Annotated in this window: 16 protein-coding genes and 2 pseudogenes; 5 read left to right on the forward strand and 13 right to left on the reverse strand. The window is 63.7% G+C overall.

Translation table 11 applies throughout. The features are described from left to right. Nucleotides 1–12: 12 nt before the first annotated feature. A complete protein-coding gene (locus tag PVE73_RS23060; RefSeq protein ID WP_277364488.1) occupies nucleotides 13–1098 on the reverse strand; it encodes an ABC transporter ATP-binding protein in 1086 nt (361 codons plus the stop codon). A gap of 147 nt (nucleotides 1099–1245) precedes the next feature. Between PVE73_RS23060 and PVE73_RS23065 the strand changes: the two genes are divergently transcribed. Further along, the gene (locus PVE73_RS23065) at nucleotides 1246–2253 is read left to right on the forward strand and encodes a LacI family DNA-binding transcriptional regulator (protein WP_277364489.1); all 1008 of its coding nucleotides are present in this window, start codon (nucleotides 1246–1248) and stop codon (nucleotides 2251–2253) included. Nucleotides 2254–2524: 271 nt separating this feature from the next. Here the strand turns inward: PVE73_RS23065 and PVE73_RS23070 are convergent, their stop codons facing one another. Continuing rightward, nucleotides 2525–2680, reverse strand: coding sequence for a DUF1127 domain-containing protein (locus tag PVE73_RS23070; protein WP_277367556.1), 156 nt, complete (start codon nucleotides 2678–2680; stop codon nucleotides 2525–2527). A 119-nt stretch (nucleotides 2681–2799) separates the two neighbouring features. Then, a complete protein-coding gene (locus PVE73_RS23075) occupies nucleotides 2800–3408 on the reverse strand; it encodes a GNAT family N-acetyltransferase (RefSeq protein WP_277364490.1) in 609 nt (202 codons plus the stop codon). Between the two features lie 157 nt (nucleotides 3409–3565). Between PVE73_RS23075 and PVE73_RS23080 the strand changes: the two genes are divergently transcribed. Then, nucleotides 3566–5239 (forward strand): hypothetical protein, encoded by a 1674-nt coding sequence (locus PVE73_RS23080; protein WP_277364491.1) that lies wholly within the window; start codon nucleotides 3566–3568, stop codon nucleotides 5237–5239. 52 nt (nucleotides 5240–5291) lie between these two features. On the opposite strand, the gene PVE73_RS23085 is transcribed toward PVE73_RS23080, so the two are convergent. Continuing rightward, complete coding sequence (locus PVE73_RS23085; protein ID WP_277364492.1) at nucleotides 5292–5579, reverse strand: hypothetical protein; 288 nt, start codon at nucleotides 5577–5579, stop codon at nucleotides 5292–5294. 643 nt (nucleotides 5580–6222) lie between these two features. Here PVE73_RS23085 and PVE73_RS23090 point away from each other — a divergent pair. Then, on the forward strand, nucleotides 6223–7242 hold the full coding sequence (locus tag PVE73_RS23090; RefSeq protein ID WP_277364493.1) for a GSU2403 family nucleotidyltransferase fold protein: 1020 nt from the start codon (nucleotides 6223–6225) through the stop codon (nucleotides 7240–7242). 319 nt (nucleotides 7243–7561) lie between these two features. Here the strand turns inward: PVE73_RS23090 and PVE73_RS23095 are convergent, their stop codons facing one another. The 3 genes from PVE73_RS23095 to PVE73_RS23105 form a co-directional block, all read right to left on the reverse strand. Beyond that, nucleotides 7562–7954 carry a hypothetical protein gene (locus PVE73_RS23095; RefSeq protein WP_277364494.1) on the reverse strand — a complete coding sequence of 131 codons (393 nt, stop codon included), beginning with the start codon at nucleotides 7952–7954 and terminating at the stop codon, nucleotides 7562–7564. After that, complete coding sequence (locus PVE73_RS23100) at nucleotides 7951–8193, reverse strand: hypothetical protein (RefSeq protein WP_277364495.1); 243 nt, start codon at nucleotides 8191–8193, stop codon at nucleotides 7951–7953. Before PVE73_RS23100 ends, PVE73_RS23095 begins: the two co-directional genes overlap by 4 nt. A 143-nt stretch (nucleotides 8194–8336) precedes the next feature. After that, on the reverse strand, nucleotides 8337–8786 hold the full coding sequence (locus tag PVE73_RS23105; RefSeq protein ID WP_277364496.1) for a hypothetical protein: 450 nt from the start codon (nucleotides 8784–8786) through the stop codon (nucleotides 8337–8339). A 657-nt stretch (nucleotides 8787–9443) separates the two neighbouring features. Here PVE73_RS23105 and PVE73_RS23110 point away from each other — a divergent pair. Next, nucleotides 9444–10396: pseudogene (locus PVE73_RS23110) on the forward strand (LysR family transcriptional regulator). 409 nt (nucleotides 10397–10805) lie between these two features. On the opposite strand, the pseudogene PVE73_RS23115 reads toward PVE73_RS23110, so the two are convergent. The 5 genes and pseudogenes from PVE73_RS23115 to ligD form a co-directional block, all read right to left on the reverse strand. Continuing rightward, nucleotides 10806–11172, reverse strand: a pseudogene (locus PVE73_RS23115) (endonuclease/exonuclease/phosphatase family protein); the annotation flags it as partial. A 6-nt stretch (nucleotides 11173–11178) separates the two neighbouring features. Beyond that, a complete protein-coding gene (locus tag PVE73_RS23120; protein WP_277364497.1) occupies nucleotides 11179–11817 on the reverse strand; it encodes an alpha/beta family hydrolase in 639 nt (212 codons plus the stop codon). Beyond that, nucleotides 11818–12909, reverse strand: a complete 1092-nt coding sequence (locus PVE73_RS23125; protein ID WP_277364498.1) for a tetratricopeptide repeat protein — start codon at nucleotides 12907–12909, stop codon at nucleotides 11818–11820. Then, nucleotides 12906–13790, reverse strand: a complete 885-nt coding sequence (locus tag PVE73_RS23130; RefSeq protein WP_277364499.1) for a Ku protein — start codon at nucleotides 13788–13790, stop codon at nucleotides 12906–12908. Before PVE73_RS23130 ends, PVE73_RS23125 begins: the two co-directional genes overlap by 4 nt. 17 nt (nucleotides 13791–13807) lie before the next feature. Further along, entirely contained in the window at nucleotides 13808–16255 is a 2448-nt protein-coding gene (gene ligD, locus PVE73_RS23135) for a DNA ligase D (protein WP_277364500.1), read from the reverse strand. A 1280-nt stretch (nucleotides 16256–17535) separates the two neighbouring features. Between ligD and PVE73_RS23140 the strand changes: the two genes are divergently transcribed. Continuing rightward, nucleotides 17536–19203: a sulfatase-like hydrolase/transferase gene (locus PVE73_RS23140; protein WP_277364501.1), complete on the forward strand. Its 1668-nt coding sequence runs from the start codon at nucleotides 17536–17538 to the stop codon at nucleotides 19201–19203. Here PVE73_RS23140 and PVE73_RS23145 read toward each other — a convergent pair. Further along, complete coding sequence (locus PVE73_RS23145) at nucleotides 19200–19799, reverse strand: nuclear transport factor 2 family protein (protein WP_277364502.1); 600 nt, start codon at nucleotides 19797–19799, stop codon at nucleotides 19200–19202. The two genes, PVE73_RS23140 and PVE73_RS23145, sit on opposite strands and share 4 nt — an antisense overlap. Between the last annotated feature and the right edge of the window lie 92 nt (nucleotides 19800–19891).

Raw genomic sequence — 19891 nt, forward strand, 5'->3', positions numbered from 1 at the left:
GTTCCACTTCCATCATTCTGCGGTGACCAGCACACCGTCTTCGGCATTCCAGCCGAGCCAGTGTTCCTCACCAATGCGATAGGTGATCGCGCCGAGCGGGCCATCGGCCTGGCGGTAGACGAAGACGTCACACCCGAGACCGGCGACACGAAGCTGGTAGGCCGCATAGGTGCCGCGAAACACCGCACCGCTTATGGTGCCTTTCAGATGCGTGTCGCAACGCTCCGCGTCGGGACCCAGAACGATCCGTTCCGGCCTGACCGAGAGGACAGGGGCCGAAGCGCCGTCATGCGGCGGCAACGCGACGCGATGCCGGCCGGCAAGCAACGCGCCATCCTCGATCCGGCCTTCAAAGATGTTCGACGTCCCCAGAAACTCGGCCACGAAGCGCGTCTTCGGCCGGTCGTAGATTTCGCTGGGCGCGCCGATCTGGAGGATCTGGCCGGCATTCATCACGGCGACGCGGTCGCTCATCGACAGCGCCTCTTCCTGGTCGTGCGTGACCAGGAGCGTGGTGATCCCCATGCGCTGCTGGAGCTCGCGTATCTCGAACTGCATGCTTTCGCGCAGCGACCGGTCGAGCGCACCCAGGGGCTCGTCGAGCAGCAGCACCCGCGGATTGACGACCAGCGAGCGGGCCAGCGCCACACGCTGCTGCTGGCCGCCGGAAAGCTGGGCGGGATACATGTCCTCGCGGCCGCCGAGCCGGATCATATCCAGCATGCGCGCCACCTCGCTCTGCTGTTCGGCTCGTGAGGCCCCGACCATCCGCAAGCCGAAGGCGATGTTTTCCGCCACCGTTCGATGCGGAAACAGCGAATAGTTCTGGAAGACCATGCCGAGCCCGCGCCGGTGCGAGGGCGTGTGGGTGACGTCCTCGCCGCCTATGCGGATTTCGCCGCTGTCGGGGCGCTCGAAGCCCGCGACCATACGCAACGTCGTCGTCTTGCCGCAGCCCGATGGGCCGAGCAGCGCAACCAGGGCCCCCGCTTCGATATGCAGGTCCAACGCCACCACCGCGCGGATCGAACCGTAGGTCTTATCTATACCCGACAGGGCAAGATCGGATGATCCGCTCGCCCTGTCAGCCTTCGACATGAAACTACCCATTCTGTGTCCGCTATTTTAGCGCTAAAATAAGCTGGCTATAATATCTGTCAATCGGTTTGCGGGGATGGCATTGCCGACCCTGAAGGAGCCCGGTAGGGAGAAAATCATGCTGGCAAGGCCAGGTAGGACAGGACAATGAAGCCGACCAGGTCAGGACGCATCGCAACGATGCAGGACGTGGCGCAGGCCGCGAAGGTCTCCTCCATGACCGTATCCAACGCATTCCGCCATCCCCATCGGGTGCAGGAAGCGACACGGCTGAAGGTTCTGGAAGCGGCGTTCGAGCTCGGCTACGTGCCCAATCTGGCAGCCGGGCATCTGGCTGCCGGCAAGAGCCTCGTCATCGGCGCAGCCGTTCCGTCGGTCCGCAATTCCAGCTTCTATAAATATGTCACCGGACTGCGCGACGGTTGCGACGCGCACGGCCACAAGCTCATCGTGATGGTTGCCGATACGCTGCAGCAGGAGCGCGAGGCTGTGGAAACGTTCATCGGACTGCGCGTGGCGGGCATCGTGCTGATCGGCAATGACCACGACCCGTCCACCATCGATCTGCTCGGCAAGTCCAGCATCCCTCTGGTGGAAAGCTGGCTTCTGGGCGAGCCGCTCGACATGGCGATCGGCTACCGCATCGACGAGGCGGTGCGCGCCGCATGCAGGCACCACATCGCGGCCGGGCGCAGGCGCATCGCGCTTGTCGGCAACGACAGCCCCGGCACCCGCCGTTTCAAGGAGCGCCCTCCGGTCTTCCGCGAGGAAATGCGCAAGGCCGGACTGCCGGAGCATCTGATCGTCGACGTCGACGAGCCGCACGGCTTTTCCAGCGGGAGGCAGGCGCTGGATGCTTTGCTGGCGCTCGAGGGCGCGGTCGACGCCGTGATCTGTCCGACCGACGTGGTCGCCGCCAGCATGGTCTTCGAATGCACCCGTCGCGGCATCGACGTTCCCGGACAGATCGCTATCATCGGCTGGGGCGACTACGAGATCGCCTCCACCATCAGCCCGTCGCTGACGACCGTGAAGCCGCATCCCTGGGAAATGGGGAACGGCGCGATCGCGATGCTGATGGAGCACAATTCGGCCGAAATCCGGCACAGAACCGTCGACACCGGCTTCGGATTGATCGTGCGCGAGAGCGCGTAGATCCAGCCGGGCGACGCGATCGTGCGCGTCGATCGTTGCGCCCGTCAGGCGCATCCACCTCTCGGGGTTCATGGATACCGCTGCTGGACAGCAGGCCCTCAACCGCCAGCGAGGCCGAACCTGCTCCCTGGAACTGCTGGAGGGTCTGACCGCCCCTACATCCTTCTTGCCCCGATGTGTCAAGCGATGTCCGCGGCTGCGTGCCTACCTTGTCGGCGAATGCCGGCCCGCCTGCAGAAGTTCGCAGGCACTCGCCCCCCGCCCACTCCACCTACCGCGAATTCTTTATCGCGCTCCAGATCTGGGATCGCGCGATCCCGATATCCTTCAGGAGGTGGTCGTCCATCGCTTCGAGGGCACGGGCGGCCTCGCGATATGCCCTGCGGGCACGATATGAGCGGAACGCATCCGCGAGGCGTGAAGGCAGCGGCCGGTAGATTCGTCCTTGGTCATCGTCTCGTCCTTTCTTCAATCGATCTCCGCCGGGAATGGACGGCGAGGACATCGCCTTCCCGACTGATCAACCAAAGGGCGTGAGGACCGGCCTCACGATGTGAGGCTTGGAAATTTTTCCGGCGCGGCGAGGTGCGGCGGAAAGCTGACACAATCGGATCGCCCATGCCTGGACGGCAGCGCCTTGGCCATCTCCATGCAGCGGAAGCGCGCCCCTCCGGACAGAACGATGTCGCCCGACCTTATCGCGGTGTAGCCGAGCCTCTCAAAGAGAGGTACGCTCGAAAGCGTTGCCGCGGCCTCCAATCGGCGGATGCCATGCTCCGCCGCATCCTCTTCCGCCACGGCCATGATGGCCGAGGCTATGCCGCGGCGCGCGACAGCCGGACCGACGAAGACACTGCCGATCGTCGCCACACCGCCTTTCAGGTCCTCACCGGGGCCGGCTCCATTGTCGGGTATGAATTGCGACCAGCCGCCGCTGCCGAGGATCGCGCCACGCTGGTTCACGGCGACGTAGTAGTGTCTCTCCAGAAAGACGGCCTCGTCCATGGTGCCGATCTCGCTCAGATAGCCGGCGATCTCCTCCGGAGAGTAGAAGTCGCCGCCGAGCACCAACAGCGAGTATATCTGCATCACGTGCAGGGCGGGTATATCCGCCCACGTCGCATGGCGGATGGTGTATCTTTTTAGGTAGGGCATATCCAATCTTCTTCCTTCTTGAACAGTGACTGCGGCTGGGCGCATAAAGACGGCGCTGAAGGGCAGCGGGTGATGACACCCTTCCCGGCCCGTCGCCATTCAAGGCGTGAGGGCGCGCCTCACATTGAAAGGCTGCGGAATTCGTTGGACCGACCTGATGCGAAGGCAGGGGCCGGTTTTAGCCGTTCTGCCGCTCGACACCGCGACCGAGGCGGATGCCGTTATCGCGCGCGCCTTCGTCGAGGATCTCGTGGGTGAGCTCGCGCGCTTCTCGACCATGGAGGTTATCGCCCCCATGTCCGGGCGCGCGGTCGCCGATCTGGCCGATACGGAAGCGGCACGCCAGCTCGGCGCCACGCACATCCTGCGCGGCCGTTTCCAACGTGAGGGCGAGCGTCTCCAGGTCACCGCCCATCTCGTCGACGGCGCGAATGGCGCGCAGATCTGGCGCGAGAGGCTGGAGACCACGGACGCCACGCTTTTCGACCTGGAGAATGAGCTTCTGGCCCGGATCGCCGCCACGTTCGTCTCGCGTCTCGAAGAAACGATCCTGAAGCAGGCGCGCGGCAAGCCGACGGATTCGCTTGCCGCCTATGAGTTGACGCTCAAAGGCTTTGCGCTCCTGCGTCAGGGAACCAGGGAAACGGACGAGGAAGGGCGCGCGCTCTTCGAGCGGGCGCTCGAACTTGACCCGCACTATGCGCGCGCCTATGTCGGCCTGTCGCTTTCCTGGTTCAACGAGTGGGGCTACCAGTTCTGGGACCGCTTCCAGGAAAGCTGGCAGCTCGCGTACGAGTACGCCCACAAGGCTCTCGATCTCGACGACAATGATGCCATGGCGCATCTCGTCCTCGGACGCCTGCTCATCTTCAATCGCGATTTCGAACGTGCGGCGTGGTATCTGGACCGGGCGCTGATGCTCTGCCCGAATGATGCGGAGCTTCTGATCCAGCAGGCGATCAACGCCGTTTTCCTGGGCCATCCCGAAGCGGCCGTCGAATACGCCCAGAAGGCGTTGCGGCTCAATCCGTATCACCGCAACTCATACTACGCCGTCCTGGCGCTGGCCTACCTCATGGCGCGCGACTTCGAAGCAACGCTTCTCACCATAGGCAAGATCTCGCAGATGTCGGAGCACGCACAGCTGATCGAGGCCCCCGCCTACACCGCCATCGTCTACGCCAAGCTGGGGCAGATGGATGAGGCGCGCCGGCAGTTCGCGCTGTTCCAGAGCAATTTCCGCCAGTCGATCATCAGCGGCCGCGAGCCGGAGCCGGACGAGGCCTGCCGCTGGTTCCTTCAGCACATTCCCTATCGCCGCCAGGAGGACCTTACCTTCTCCAGCCGCCAGATCAGCCTGCCGGACATGAAGGGCCTCAGGGACATTCAGCGCCTCATCGAGCGGACGGGCGAGGAAATCCACTGCCTCGATCTCGCCGAGCGCGGAGAGAATTCCTATGGCGGTGATGCCATGCTCGACGACAAGGCGCGAACGGCGCTGAAGAAGCGCATCCGCGACCTGCAGGAAGAGTTGGCCGAGGCCGAGGACACGAATGATCTTGGCCAGGCGGAGCGTCTGCGTGGCGAGTTGGACCAGCTCGTCGACACGCTCGCGAGCGCCCTGGGGCTTGGTGGCCGAAGTCGGCGCGTCGGCAGCCTGACGGAGCGCGCCCGCACCACCGTTACCTGGCGCATCCGTCATGCCCTGCGCAAGATCGAAGCCGTGCATGAGCCGCTCGCGAAACATCTCACCAACAGCCTGCGCACCGGCACGTTCTGTTCCTATCAGCCGGAGCAGGCCATCGAGTGGCAGCTTGCATCCGACTGCTGATCACGCCGCGAATGGAAATGGGCAGCCTCGATCGAGGCTGCCCATTATGTTTTTAATCGTCTGACACAGCGAAATCGTCAGAGGCATTATGGCCGCGAGATACCCGCCCGAACTGCGGCTGGCGCGGGTAACCGCTTGTCCGTGTCTCCACGCCGGTGCTGAAGGTGATGGTGCCGGTGCGGGCGCCGCCGGACCGTCCCTTGGACAGGAAGGGCGGCAGGTCGTTCCGCTCGCTGAAGCCGAAATGACCCGTGACATTATAGCCGACATTGTTCTCAAACGCGTCGGCTGTGCCGAGCCCGAGAATGGCGAAGGTGGAAGCGAGAATGACTTTGCGCACGATATTGCCCTTTCTGTTTGGTCGAGAGTGTTTCGTGTGCCGGCCAGAACCTGAAGCGGCGAATGCACCGCCTTCCTGACCGATGACCAAAGGGCGTGAGGACGCGCCTCACGATGTGAGGCCGCGGGATCTTAGGAACTCGGCGGAGTCAGCACCGTCTGTGGGCGCGTTTGCCATCGGCCGGAAATCCAGAGCGCTGGTGTGAGCATGCGGGCTGCAGCAAGTGGGGCGGCCTTCGGCGATTCACGCCGTAAGCACCAGCCGCCATTGTCGTACTGCTGTGAGCACCGGCAAGACAGCGAGCGCCACCGCCCCAAGGGAGCGTCGCATGCCTGGTAGTCGCTGAGGATAGGCTCGTATGCCGAGATAACTGCGTTTTGGTAGATGTCGGGCACAGGGGATAAGCGTGCCGCATCTGTGGCATGTGTGCCGTATTTCCGGCGACGGGCCAAAGGACCAGGTGGAAGCCTGTCGGTTGGCTCTTAGGCAACCAGCCGCACACACGCGATCCAGGTTCGTCGACGCAACCAGCAGCATGCCTTTCAAATGACCCAACGTGTGCATCAGTAGTTTTTTTGATGCACATTGATATTCTCGTGTGCATCAATATATAGTTTGATGCACACATCGAGAACCGAAAAATATGGAAATCATTGCTCACAGCCGACCAGCCATAGTAGCCTATCAGGACCTGCTGCGTCTTCATCTCGACGAAAAGGCCTCTAGCCTGATTGGCACAATCGAGGAGCGACGGCGCAACGGACGAACCTATCTCTACGAGCGCTTTCGGATCGGGACCGAGATGGTAAGTCGCTACCTCGGAGAAGACAAACCGGAGCTACGCACACGACTTGAACGCGCCGAAGCGTTGAAGGCCGAGGCGGACGCGCGCCGGAAGCGGATGACCAGGCTCGCCAAGACGCTCCGGGCCGAAGGCTTCATCACAACCGATCGCGAGACCGGGTCAATACTTCTCGCCTTTTCTCGGGCAGGGGTATTCCGGCTGGGTGGCACGCTCGTGGGGACATCAGCCTACAGCCTGTATCAGGGTGATCTCGGGGTGCGGATGGATTACGAAGAGTTAGCGCAAACTGGCGACATCGATTTCGCCAGCTTCGAACGGCTCTCGGTCGTTCTCGAAGACAAGGTCGAAGAGAGCCCTGCAGAGATCCTCAAGTTGCTCAAGTTCGATCCGGTTCCCGGTATAAACGATCGACAGATTTGGAGATGGCGGCAGAGCCACTCAGAAGCAATGGTCGAATTTTTGACGCCGGCCTTCGGCGACGAAAAGGTCAAGCCGCTGCCTGCTCTAGGGGTGAGTGCACAAGCCCTGAACTACCTGAACTTTCTGATCGCGGACCCGATCCATGCGATTGCCCTCTACCGCGCCGGCGTTCTGGTCCAGATACCGCGACCCGAGCGTTTCGCAATTCACAAGCTCATCGTAGCCGATAGGCGCCATGGCGGGCCTGATCAGCTGAGGGCCCGAAAAGACCGAGCCCAGGCCAAGTTCCTTGTGGCCGTTCTTTCCGAGGACCGTCCAGATGAACTCGCCGAAGCCTATGAAGACGCGCTATCGCGCGGACCTCGCTGGCGTCAACGGATCAACGCGAGCTTGAAACGAATGCCTGAGACGGCAGAACGGCTTTCGGCTCTGGCTTGATACCTTGCGCCGTGCTCCTGTACGAGCGAGTTCGTTCTGAACAGATATTGCTCTGTGCAACGTTGAATGAGCGCTTGATGCCCCAATCTGGGTCATAGCTGCACCGGGACATCGCGGTGGATCGATGCGACGGCATGTTTGCGCCCAATCCCGGTCATTCAAGATGCCAGTTGCCGTTCCCGTAACCAGCCATCTACCCAGCCTACGACCGAGCGCGCTTTCAGAGCGAAAATCGCGTGGGCAGGGGTGCGGTGCCCGATGCTGGGGAGGTATCCATTTCGGCCTTAACCGAGGCTGGGATGAGTTGCTAGTTGTAGCGTTATGACCATTGTCCATTTGCTCCGTGAAAGACAACGTCATCTCCCTCGCTCAGGAACATCTGCGCCGCACAGCAGGTGTGGTTGTCAGGATGATTTCGGAGGAGCTTGAAGACCAGTCCAACGTAGCAGACACCCGGCCGCATCCTACGATTCCAGGGAGGTTCGGCTTGCGTCTTGTACAACAGGCCCGTCGCCAGGTTCCAGGCGACGGTGGCGGAATCCTGAGTGCCTCGCTTGGGATAACCCGCCTTGCTCAGGAACTCGTTGGGAGCAAGGGTCGTCTCACGGATGAGTTGAGATGTCATTCCCAGCTTCAGCAGCTTCGCCTTGATCTGGCGATGGAAGTCGGGGATGATGTCAACGGCGGCGGCATCGACGTCGGTGGCGGTCACCGCCTGCCCCGCACCTGCGGGAGCAGGGCGTGGATCTCTGTGCCGGCGCCGACGTCGAGGATGCGGCCCCGGCAGAGGTCGAGCGCCGCCGCCTCGAGCGGCTCGATCCCGGTCCGGAACCAGAAGGCGGCGGGAATGTCGTCGCGTTCGCCGTCCTGTTCGCAGACCAGCATCGCATCGGTGATGCCGCGCTCGTAGTCGAGCATGGCGGCACCGTGCGGGTCGTAAGCGGCAGTCATTGGTTCAGCCCATGGTCCGAGGCGGAAGGAAAGCGCACAGAGCAACGCCCGCACGAAGGTGCGGTCGAGCGGCGGCCGGCCTGTCGAGCTTAGGGGCGCGGCCACTTAGGCAGTAGAGGTTCGGCCAGACCGGCCAATCGGGATCATGGCATTGCGAACACGCTCAGCAGCATAGCCATCGTCACCGCCGCCGAGGTCGTGATCGACAGGGTACGCGGCCAGCTAAAGCGGGTCAGCTCGGCGATCGTGGCGTCGTTCTTGCCGTACTGTTCGAGCCGATTGTGCCTCGGAATCTCCAGCAGCACCGTGACCAGCAGCCCGATTAGGCCGGCCACGACGTTCACGGCGCTCATCCAGAGCGGGACCACCGGGCCGAAGAATGCCAGCGGAACCGGCAACAGGAAGCCGGCGAAACCGGGGCCGATCACCGGCAGCGGGATGCGACTAGCGTAGAAGCGGTGGTAGCCCACGTACTCGGCCTCGCTCACCTTTGCGAAGAGCGGGTAGACGACGATCTGGACGAGCCAGATCTGGCCAAGCTCCCAGAAAATGAGCCCCGCCCAAGCCAACAGGAAGAGCTGAGACGCGTCCATCACGCGGCCCCGGCCGCGAGCGCGGCCGCCTCCTCGAGACTGATGCCGCGGATGAGCGGATCGGCGTGCCGGTGCGCCAGCCGCCACTCGCTTCCATTGCGGCGATAGACCAGGTCACCCGCAGTGGCCAGTCCTGGGCCGGAAGCCCGCCGACCTCGCCATGCCCGTGCTCAACGATGGCGAGCACCACCATGTCGGGCGAGCTGTAGGCCTGCACCAACTCCTGGCGGAGGGTGCCGTTGCGGAAGAACCTGCCGATCTCCCGCCACGCCGCGGCGTCGTATGGTCCGCGCGACGTCGGGCCGCCGAACGACGACATCAGCGTGAAGTCGTCGCTCAGCGTGACCAGCGACAGGTAGTGGTCGACATCGCCGCGCACGAGCGCGGCGTTCGCTTCCTCCGACCGCCGGACGAGTTCGGCGACTGCTTCATTGGGTGCGGAAGCTTCCTGAGCGGAAGCGGTTGCCGCAGCGGCCACGACGGACGAGGCGCCTGCTGCAAGGATGGAACGTCGAGTCATCGGCATGATAGGTCCTGAATGCTTGAGATTGCGGAGCAAGGCTCGCTGCCCCGCGATGCGGACGAAATCGCATCTTCCATTCGGTGAAGCCCGTGGTATGATTTCATTGATATGGTGAAGCAATTGACCTCTCGCGCATGGACCTCAACCTCCTCGTCCTCTTCGAGGTGGTGATCGAGGAGCGCCATGTGGGCCGGGCAGCCGATCGGCTGAACCTGTCGCGCTCCGCGGTCAGTCACGGCATCGGGCGTCTCAGGCGGCTGCTGAATGATCCGGTGTTTGTGCGTACACCGAAGGGCGTGATCCCAACCGACCGGGCCATTGAGCTCGCTGGCGGATTGCCAACCTTCTCGATCAGGCGAGAGGCGTGATCTCGACCGCGGAGCCGTTTGATCCCACCACCTCGTCGCGCCGCTTCACGATCGGTGCGCCGGACGGCGTCTCGGCCGTGGTGCTGCCGCCGCTGCTCGCGGCCATACGGGAGGGCGCCCCCGGTCTCGACATGGCCCTGCGGCAGCTCTCGCCATTGCCGGCGAGACGACGATCGAGCGGGCATGGCGCGCCACCTTCGCCGAGTTGGAGTCGCGCACCATGGACGTTGCCATCGTGCGGTGGACGAGATCCCCAACCGCTTTCACCATCGGACGCTCTACGAGGAGGACTTCGTCGTCGTGACGCGGACCGGTCATCCGTTCGCGTCCGACCCAACCCTCGAGCGCTACTGCGAGATGCAGCACTTGGTCGTCTCGCTCACCGGCGATCCCTACGGCTTCGTCGACACCGCGCTTGAAGGGCTCGGGCGATCCCGTCGGATCGCGCTGACGGTCCCCAACTTCATGTTCGCCCTCGCCGTCGTTTCCGAGATCGACCTCGTCGCGGCGCTGCCGGGACGGTTCGTCGCCAGCTACGCGTCGCACTTCAGTGTCGCATGCCGCGCCGCGCCGATCCCGCTCGGCCGCTTCCGGCTCAACGCCACTGCCCCCGGGCGGCGATGACCGATGCCGGCCTCGCCTGGCTGTTCGACACCATGTGCAACCGATTTCGAGACGCTTCGGGCGATGCCCATGACCTTGTTCCGTCGTCTCAGTAGCCGGTGCCACCGGAGACAGCCTTTCTCTTTGGAGTCTGCCACGCAGGCGGTGGCCTCGCCGACCGAACGACTGGCTATCTCATGGCCGGACGTTCGATAATCTCACATGCCGTACTATCCGCACGCCGCGTTCGGGAAACCGGACCAATACAGCTGGGCGCTAGCTGCCCGGGACTTCGCGGTCCCAGCTGATGCGCGAGCAGATACTCGGTCGCTCTTTAGATCGCCGTCACCGGATCAGGGTTCTCGCCGGCGATCCTGTTGAACTGCTCGGCGTAGCTCTTTACCCAACGCTCGAACATCGCATCAATCAACGCGTCCTTTGTGCCAAAGCTGTACTGCACGCCTCCCTTGGTGATGCCGGCGGCGGCAAAAGGAGCTCGCCCGCATGGGCTTCGAGCCGCTTTATCCAGGCGAGCTTGTAGTCGAATTTCGGCCCGGGTTGCGGGTTGCCGTTGGGCGCAGACAGGCAAGCGATCAGGACGCCGTTCACCGCCTCGATGTAGCGCGCCTGCCCGTCGGCCGGATCGCCGGGCAGCTCCGCGCGCGTCGGCACGGGCTTGGGACCGCGGGCGAGGATCGTAACGCCGTTCCAGGCGGACTGGCCGCGCCAGACGGCGCTATAGCCGGCTTCTTCCAGTGCTGCGCGGAAACTGCGCATCGGCCACCTTCAGCTCCTGCAGGCAGACCACATCCGGCTCCGACTCGCCGAGCCATTCGAGCAGGTTGTCGAGGCGCTTGTTGATGCCGTTGATGTTGAAGGTCGCGATCTTCATACGACGTCAGCGTACGATCTTTCCGGCCCATCTCCCGACCGCCTCCGCCATGGTCCTCAGGTGATCGGCGGCGGAATAGCCGGAGATCTTCTTGCGCGGCTTCAGATCGTGGTCGCCGTCCTCGAGCCAGAGGATCTCGATCCGGTCCGACAGTGCGTAGCCTGGGGCCTCCTCGCGGGTGCCGAAGGGGTCGCGCGTGCCCTGGCAGATCAGTGTCGGCGTCTTCAGGCCGGCGAGGTGCGCCGTCCTGAGCTGTGTGGGCTTGTCCGGAGGATGGAAGGGGTAGCCGAGGCAGAGGAGGCCGGCGATCCTGCCTCCGTCGTGGAGTTCGTCGGCCACCATGCTCGCGACGCGCCCGCCCATCGACTTTCCACCGATGATCAGCGGACCGTCCGATGCGAACTCCTCCACCGCCGCCTGGTATTCGCCCTTCAGGCTTTCGGCGCGCGGCGGCGGCTTGCGCCCGGACTCTGTCCGGCGGCTCGCCATATAGGTGAACTCGAAGCGCGCGACGCGGAAGCCGGCGTCGGCCAGCGCCGTTGCGGCGGCCGTCATGGACGCCGAGTCCATCGGTGCGCCGGCGCCGTGGGCGAGCAGGATCGTCACGCGCGCTTCCGGCGGGCCGTCGACGAGAAACCGCACCATTCAACCGGCACCTCTCTTGGCGATCTGAAGATCGACGAACTGAATGCCCTTCGTGGCGTTGCGCGCCCACTCGGATCGGTCGTCGAGCTCCAGATAGCGGGCCCACCAGTTCCGTGCTTCGGCGAGATTGCCGGCCTCGAACTCCAGGGCGGCAAGGTTATAGACGGCGTCCGCGTATGCGTCGTCGAGCCGGATCGCCTCCCGCAGGCAGTCACGGGCCGCCCCAGGCCGCCCCGCTGCCTTCGAAAGATTTGCCAGGTTGAACCAGGCCTCCACAAAGGAGGGATCGAGCTTCAAGGCGAGAAGATAGGCCCGGCGCGCCTCTTGCGAACGGCCGACCGCTCCGAGATTGTTCGCACGATTGAAGGCGGCGACCGCGTCGCCCGGATCGATCGATAGGCAGCGCTCGTAGAGCGCGGCCGCCTCCTCGTGCCGCTCCTCGGCCTCGGCCTCTTCCGCAAGCTGGAACAGCTCCTCCAGCTCCGCGTCGTTCGCCCGGTCCATGGGCAGGAGCAGTTGCCCGTCGAGCTCGCTCAGCCGCTCGCCCATGCGGGCGTAGATTGCCTCCCGCCCCTCGGCCTCCAGCGACAACGACGTGAGCGAGGTCACCGGGCCGGACGAGCGGTGGACGGAGCGGGCGATCGTGCTCCAGCCGGCGCCACCAGCGATCAGGCCGGCATATTTCCTCGCCAGGATCATGTCGCGGAAGGAGTAGGGCTCGTTGTCGTGCTCGAACGCGTCGAACAGTGACAAGAGGGCAAGCTCCCGCTCGGACAGTCCCGACTGGTCGAGCAGGGCTTGCCGGTCGACCGACGGGCTCTCCGGCGCCTGCAGGAGCCCCAGAAGCCTGAGAAAGCCGTTTTCGCTGACCGGCCGGCGGCCCGCACCGCATTCGGCCTCGAAGCGTTCATCGATCCTGGCCTCGCTGTCGCGCTCGAGAAGCTTGCGGCCGAAGACCACATGGGACGTCCGGCGGGTGACGCCGCTCCTCAAGTGCCCGTGCTGCCGTTCCACCTCGCGGGCGGCCAGCCGGCGGGGAAAGGCGGCCAGGGGACCGACGATGCCGAACGTGGTTCCTGCGACGGAGGTCACGCCTTCTTCCGGCTCGCTCGCTTGGGCGCGGACTTGTCGCCGCCCGCAGCGGCCTTGGCGGCGGGCTTCGCCGCCGGTTCCGCTTTCGTCTTGCTCTTCGCCGGCGGCTTCGACTGCGACAGCGATGCCTTCAGCGCGTCCATGAGGTTGATGACGTTGCCGCGCTCGGGTGCGGCGGCGACGATCGGCTTGTGGCCTTTCAGCTTCTCCTTGATCATGTTCATCAAGGCGATCTCGTAGCGATCCTCGTAATCCATCGGATCGAACTCGGTCGTCTTCTGCTCGATCAGCCTTTCGGCGAGCTCCAGCATCTCGGGGTCTGGGCTGCCGACGGGAATGTTGCCGAAATACTCGGCCGTGCCGCGGACCTCGTTCGGGTTCCTGAGCGTGCAGACGAACATGCCGGTCTCGCGCGGCGAAATGGTGATCACCCGTTCGCGGCTTGAAAGCACCAACCGCGCGATCGCCAGCTTGCCCGACTTGCGCAGCGCCTCGCGCAAGACCACGAAGGTCTCCTCCGCCATCGCACCGTCCGGCGCCAGATAGTAGGGCGTGTCCTGATAGATGACGTCGACCGAATCCGCGTCCACGAAGGCCTCGATGCTCATCGTGTGGTTGGACTCGATCCTGACGCTCTCAAGGTCGGAGTCCTCTACGATGATGTACTGCTTATCCTCGTATTCGTAGCCCTTGACCAGATCCGAGCGCTCGACGAGCCCGAGCTCCGGGTCGACCGGCTTCATGTTGATCCGGTTGTGCGTCTCCTTGTGGAGCTGGTTGAAGGTTATGCGGTCGCGGGTGCTGGTGGCGGGGTAGAGCCGGACAGGGCAACTCACCAGGCTCAGCTTCAGATAACCCTTCCAACTCGCTCTCGGCGCCATGACGATCTCCTACGCAACTACTTCCTTGTCATGGACAAGGACGGCAGCTCCCTGGCAAAATCCGACATTTCCGCCCAAGGATCGCCGGAAACGGTTAACAACCCCGGAAGTGAAGAATAATTCAAATCTTCCGGAGCGTCGATGGATTCGATATCGGCCCACGTCAGCGGCGTCGACGCCGGCAGGCTGGTCCGCGCGCGCAGCGAAAAGGGGGCGGCCGCGGTGGCGCCCCGGGCGTTGCGGTGGAAGTCGATGAAGATACGGCGCCTGCGCTTGTCCTTCGCCATGTTGGTGGTGAAGGTGTCGGGCGCGGTTGCGGCGATTGCGGCGGCGATCGCGCCCGTGCGCTGGTGAACCTCCTTCCAGCCTAATTTCGGCTTGATCGGCACAACGACATGGATGCCTTTACCGCCCGAGGTCTTGACGAAAGGGACGAGCCCGAGGCCCTCCAGTTCCGCACGGATGTGGACCGCCGCCTCGACGATCTCCCGCCAGCCGATCCCCTCGCCCGGGTCGAGGTCGAAGACGATGCGGTCGGGCTTTTCCAGCCGCTTGCGCATCGTCCCCCAGGTGTGGAACTCGACGACGCCGAACTGGGCGAGCGCCAGATAAGCCTTCGCGTCTTCCACCGCCAGGTAGGTCTTGTCCTCGCCTTCGGAATTGACGGACTGGAAGGTTGTGACGGAGGACGGCATGCCGCCGAATGCGTGACGCTGGAAGAAGCAGTCCTGCGGCTTGCCCGTCGGGCAGCGCATCAGCGAGACCGGCCGGCCGATGATGTGCGGCAGCATGAAGTCGCCCACGAGCGCGTAGTAGACGGCCACGTCCAGCTTGGTGGGGCCGGACCTGCCGAACAAGCGCCGCGTCGGATTGGTCACCCAGATGGCGGCGAGGTCGGCGTCCGAGATCAGCCGCTTCCGCTCGACCGGAGCAGCTTCACTCGACAGCTCCGCTTCCCGCAGGCCCTTGAACACGGCGTGGCGGAGCATGTTGTCCTGGGTGCGGTTGGCGTAGTGGACCTGCGCGGTGAGCACCGGGCGCACCCAGATGACGTCCTTCGGCGCGCCGTCGAGCCGGACCGCGCCGTACCGGAGCGGCTCCAGCCGCTCGCGTAGCCGGCCGAGCATCTCGGCATCGAAGCCGGTGCCCACCTTGCCGCGATAGGCGAGCTCGCCCTCCTCCCACTCGCCGAGCGCCAGCGCGGCGATCCCCTCCGCAGCCTCGGACACGGTGTAGCCGCCGATGACGAAGTCGCCCGTCTGCAGCGCCTTGGTCTTCGTCCAGCTTTTCGAGCGGCCTTGCCGATAGGGAGCCGAAGCACGCTTCGACACCATGCCTTCGAGCCCCATCTCGCTGACCCGCTCGTAGAACGCCCGTCCGTCGCCGGCCACGTGGTCGCTGTACTGGATGGCCGAGCGCGCGCCCACGTGCCCCGAAAGCAGCCTGGAGAGCAGTTCCTTGCGACGCTCAAGCGGGACGTTCGTGAGATTCCAGCCGTCGAGATGGAGAAGGTCGAAGGCGTAGAAGAGGAGCTTGTGGCCCTCTCCCTCGGCAAGTGCGTCCTGCAGCAGCGCGAAGCGGGCGATCCCCTTGTCGTCGAGCACCACGACCTCGCCGTCGATGACCGCCTCGCGGCAGCGAAGCGCGGCGAATGCGCCGGCGAGACCGCGGTAGCGCCTGGTCCAGTCCAACCCGCTGCGCGTGATCAGCCGCACCGCGCAGTTCGAGACGTGCGCCATGGTGCGGTAGCCGTCGAACTTGATCTCGTGTAGCCAATCCTCACCGTCCGGCGGCCGGTCGGCGGCGGTGGCGAGCTGGGGTTCGACGCGGTCCGGCATCGGCGCCTTCGCCGCACCGGGCGCCTTGCCGGGCCTCGGTGGCCGCGCCGCGGGCTTCGGCTTTTCCACCAGCTCCTCGATGCGCCGGCCGCTCTTGACGCTTTCGGGCCGCTCTTGAAGGATGTCGCGCTTGCCGTCGGCGGCCAGGTCGCGCTCCTTGAACAGAAGCCAGTTGCGCTTCGTCTCGCGGTCCCTGGGCTTCAGCCGGGTGAGCATCCAGCCGCCGTTCAGCTTCTCGCCCGCCAGGCGGAACTTGAAATTGCCCGAAGCGAGGCTCTTCCCTATATCGTCCATGGGCGCCCAGACGCCCGTGTCCCAGACGATCATCGGTCCGCCGCCGTACTCGCCCTCGGGGATCACGCCCTCGAAGTCGACATATTCAAGCGGATGATCCTCGGTCTCGACCGCGAGCCGCTTGTCGTCCGGATTGAGGGAGGGTCCTTTCGGCACGGCCCAGCACTTGAGCACGTCACCCACCTGAAGCCGCAGGTCGTAATGGTCCGCGGTCGCCGAATGCTTGTGGACGACAAAGCGGTTGCCCCCGACGCCGCGGGGCCCGCCCACAGGCTCCCCCGTTTTCGAGAAGTCGCGCTTGCGTCTGTATTCTCGCAGTTTGGCTTTGGTCATGGCCTGACTATGACCGACGGATCGCACTTCGCAAACTGCTTGGAGTTTCCTGGCGCATCCCAAATGCCGAATCGAGGGAACTTGGGGTTTCCAAAGCGCTCCTGATTTGACCACATCAATGTGAAGGCCTCATTGCCAAGTTCTCGCCTGGCTCCTTACACGGCCGCACGGTCTGGGACGGCGAGTAAGCGAAGGTCTCTCACAGAGAGCTGTCGGTCCCGACAACTGACTGTCCGCTTGCGCCTTCTGACACCGGAAGCTGCCGGCCCGCTTGGTCCCCAAACGCGACATTTTGAGATGGACTCGGCAAAGGCTTCTGGCGCGACCGCCCGTTCCGACCGCCGATCGGAACATAGGTCTTTCATTCGATCGCGACGTGCACTGCAGGCAGCGTATTTAATCAATGTGAGCTTCAGCCGGATCATTCAGACCGGCGCTCGCCTGAAAAAAAAGCCAAAAGTGGGAAAGACGCAGACAAAAAGCTACGAAATACAACGAGGCGTTCCGGGTTTCCCACTAAGGCGTAAGTCTTTCATTTTGAAAACTTTTTCGATTCCGTCCCTGGGCGCCATACACCATAAATTATTGAGTTCATTGAATTTTTTTTCTCTTTCTCACTCGGAATCGCATCCTTGGGAAAAAGCAGCGTACTCGCTCCGGCAACCGGCACTGTTGACCCGTGGGAGACCGACATTGTCAGCGTTGCAATGACCGTAGTGCGGGTCCTTGACGTCGTTGAGGACCCGCAGGCTGAGCGGTGCCGACACGATCCGGCGAAGCTGATCGTGGAGCGGCGGATCGGATGCGAGCAGGTTGCCCCGGGGCGATGCCGTTGGCCCTGTCGTTTCCGGCTACGCCGTTGCCGGAACGAAACGTCTCATGGTCGGAAAGACATGCGCGAACGTCGGCATGCCTCCCGATCGCCCATGTGCCGTTGGCCGAGAACCAGACCGCAGCACCGAGATCGCGAATGCGAGAGTAGTGGGGATAGGGGTCGCGGATCACCACGTCGGAATAGATGTCTACGTCGTAGACTGGCGCATCGTCCCGAACGACGGATGGCAAGGTTGCTGCTCGTATCGATTCCTCCCGGCAATCCACCCACTCATTCCGCCGAGCCAGGCAATCGCAATTGCGTAAGCTGCCGTGTTCATGCAGCGGACAACCGGCACCGAGTGGTGTCGCGAGGCGATGCGATGCCTGAGGCTGCCGCCATTACCGCCCCGCGCCGATACGTTGTCGATGAGGGGACGACTGTTGAACGGACACGAGGATTGTCAATGAAGCCGAAGAACATCCTGTTCGTCATGTTCGACCAGCTTCGCTGGGACTATCTGAGCTGCTACGGGCACCCGCAGCTCAAAACGCCCAACATAGACAGGCTGGCTTCACGCGGAGTGCGGTTCACGCGGGCTTACGTGCAATCGCCAATCTGCGGCCCTTCCCGGATGTCGACCTATACCGGGCGCTACGTCCACAGTCACGGCGCGTCGTGGAACGGCGTCCCGCTCAAGGTTGGAGAGATGACGATGGGCGACCATCTGCGGGCGGCCGGCATGGGCTGCTGGCTGGTGGGCAAGACCCATATGCGCGCAGATGCCGAAGGGATGCGTCGGCTTGGGCTCGATCCGGACAGCATCATCGGCGCCCGCGTGGCCGAATGCGGCTTCGACGTGTTCGAGCGCGACGACGGCATGGTCGCCGTCGGTCCTGACGGACCTCTCGAAAACCCCGATGGACATCGCTATTCGCATTATCTGCGAGAGCGGGGCTATGCGAGCGACAATCCCTGGCACGACCACGCCAATTCGGGCGTGGACGAGGCTGGAAACGTACTGTCCGGCTGGTTCATGAAAAATGCCGCCGAGGCGGCGAATATCGAGGAAATCGACAGCGAAACGCCTTATCTGACGCGTCGCGCGACGGAGTTCATCGAGCAGGCCTCCGCACCGTGGCTGTGCCATCTCAGCTATATCAAGCCGCACTGGCCATATGTCGTGCCGGCGCCGTATCACGCTATGTACGGCACCTCGCACATCAAGCCCGCGGTGCGGACGAAAGAGGAATTCGACAAAGCGCATCCGGTGCTCAAGGCATTCATGACGTCGCCCGTCGGCAAGGCATTCAGCCGTGACGAGGTGCGGGAAGCGGTGATTCCGGCCTATATGGGGCTCATCAAGCAATGCGACGACCAGATCGGCCTGTTGTTCGAATGGCTGGAGCGGACCGGGCGGATGGACGACACCTTGATCGTGCTCACCTCCGACCACGGCGATTTCCTCGGCGATCACTGGATGGGAGAGAAGACCTTCTTCCACGACACGTCGGTCAAGATCCCCCTCATCATCTTCGATCCGTCCGGCGATGCGGATGCGACGCGCGGCACGGTTTGTGACGAACTTGTCGAAAGCATCGACCTGCTGCCGACCTTTCTCGAAATCGCAGGAGGCGATCCCGAAGTGGTCGGCCACGTCGTGGAAGGCAAGTCGCTTGTGCCCATCCTGCATGGCAGGTCGGACGGCGCTCATCGTGACCGTGTCATCTGCGAATACGACTACGCCGCCACCCCCATCGCCGAGCGGCTGGGGGTCAGCGCGCGCGAAGCGGTCATGTTCATGGTCGCCGACAAGCGATACAAGCTGATCCACTGCGAGGGCGGCTTCCGACCGATCCTTTTCGACCTTGAGGCCGATCCGGACGAACTGCACGATCTCGGCGACAGCGATGAGCATGCGACAATCATCGAGGAGATGTACGAGCGCCTGTTCGCATGGACGCGCCGCATATCGCAGCGGACGACACGGAGCGAAGCCCAACTGATGGAAATGCGCACCGGTATCCGCCGCCGCGGCGTGGTACTCGGCGCGTACGACGAGAACGACGTCCCGCTCGAGCTGACGGTGCACTATCGCGGCAGGAAGGCCGCGATCCGCAAGCCGGCCGGCTAGGCGTCCAGCAGCCAGCCTTTCGCTTCAGCAAGCAAGTGCTCCGCCTCGGGCGAACCGTCGACGACGATGCCGGGCCGCAAGGTACGGCCACCCTGGATCAGCCGGTAACCGAGAAAGCGATAGGCTTCCGGGATGGACGAAAAGTCCGTCTCGTTCATGAAGCGATCGAAGACGGGCGACGGGACGATCGGATCGAGCCGATCCTTCTCATAGATGGCAATGCGTTCGGAAATGCGCCAGACGCCGTCCTGGCGGATCAGGCGATCGAGGAAGCGTGCATAGCTCGTATTGTCGACCGTGACGCCGGCCAGGGTCGCCCGGCCGAGAATCTGGATGCTCGTTTCCGCCAGCGCCCTGTCTTCTCCCACCTGCACGAAGGGTGTTCCGATCAGATGCTTGCTGCGCGGCGAGGTCTTTTTGTGGGTCGCACGGCAACGCTCGATGAAATCGTTATGAAGGCCGGCAAACCACGAGACCGAGATGAGGCCGTCGCGCGCAAAGGTCTCCGCCAGTCGATCCCAGTCGCCCTGGTCGCGCCATAGACCCCAGGCCTGGACGAGTTGGACGATGAGCAACGTGTCTTCAGCGCGTGTCATGGCGGTCCCCTGCTTTTTCTTCACGGCCCATTCTGTCGTTCGCGAGTGCCGAAGCAGCTTTGCGATGTGAGCTGTCCGCGATGCGGACGGCC

Origin of the sequence: Chelativorans sp. AA-79 (genome assembly GCF_029457495.1) — a bacterium.
Classification (GTDB): domain Bacteria; phylum Pseudomonadota; class Alphaproteobacteria; order Rhizobiales; family Rhizobiaceae; genus Chelativorans.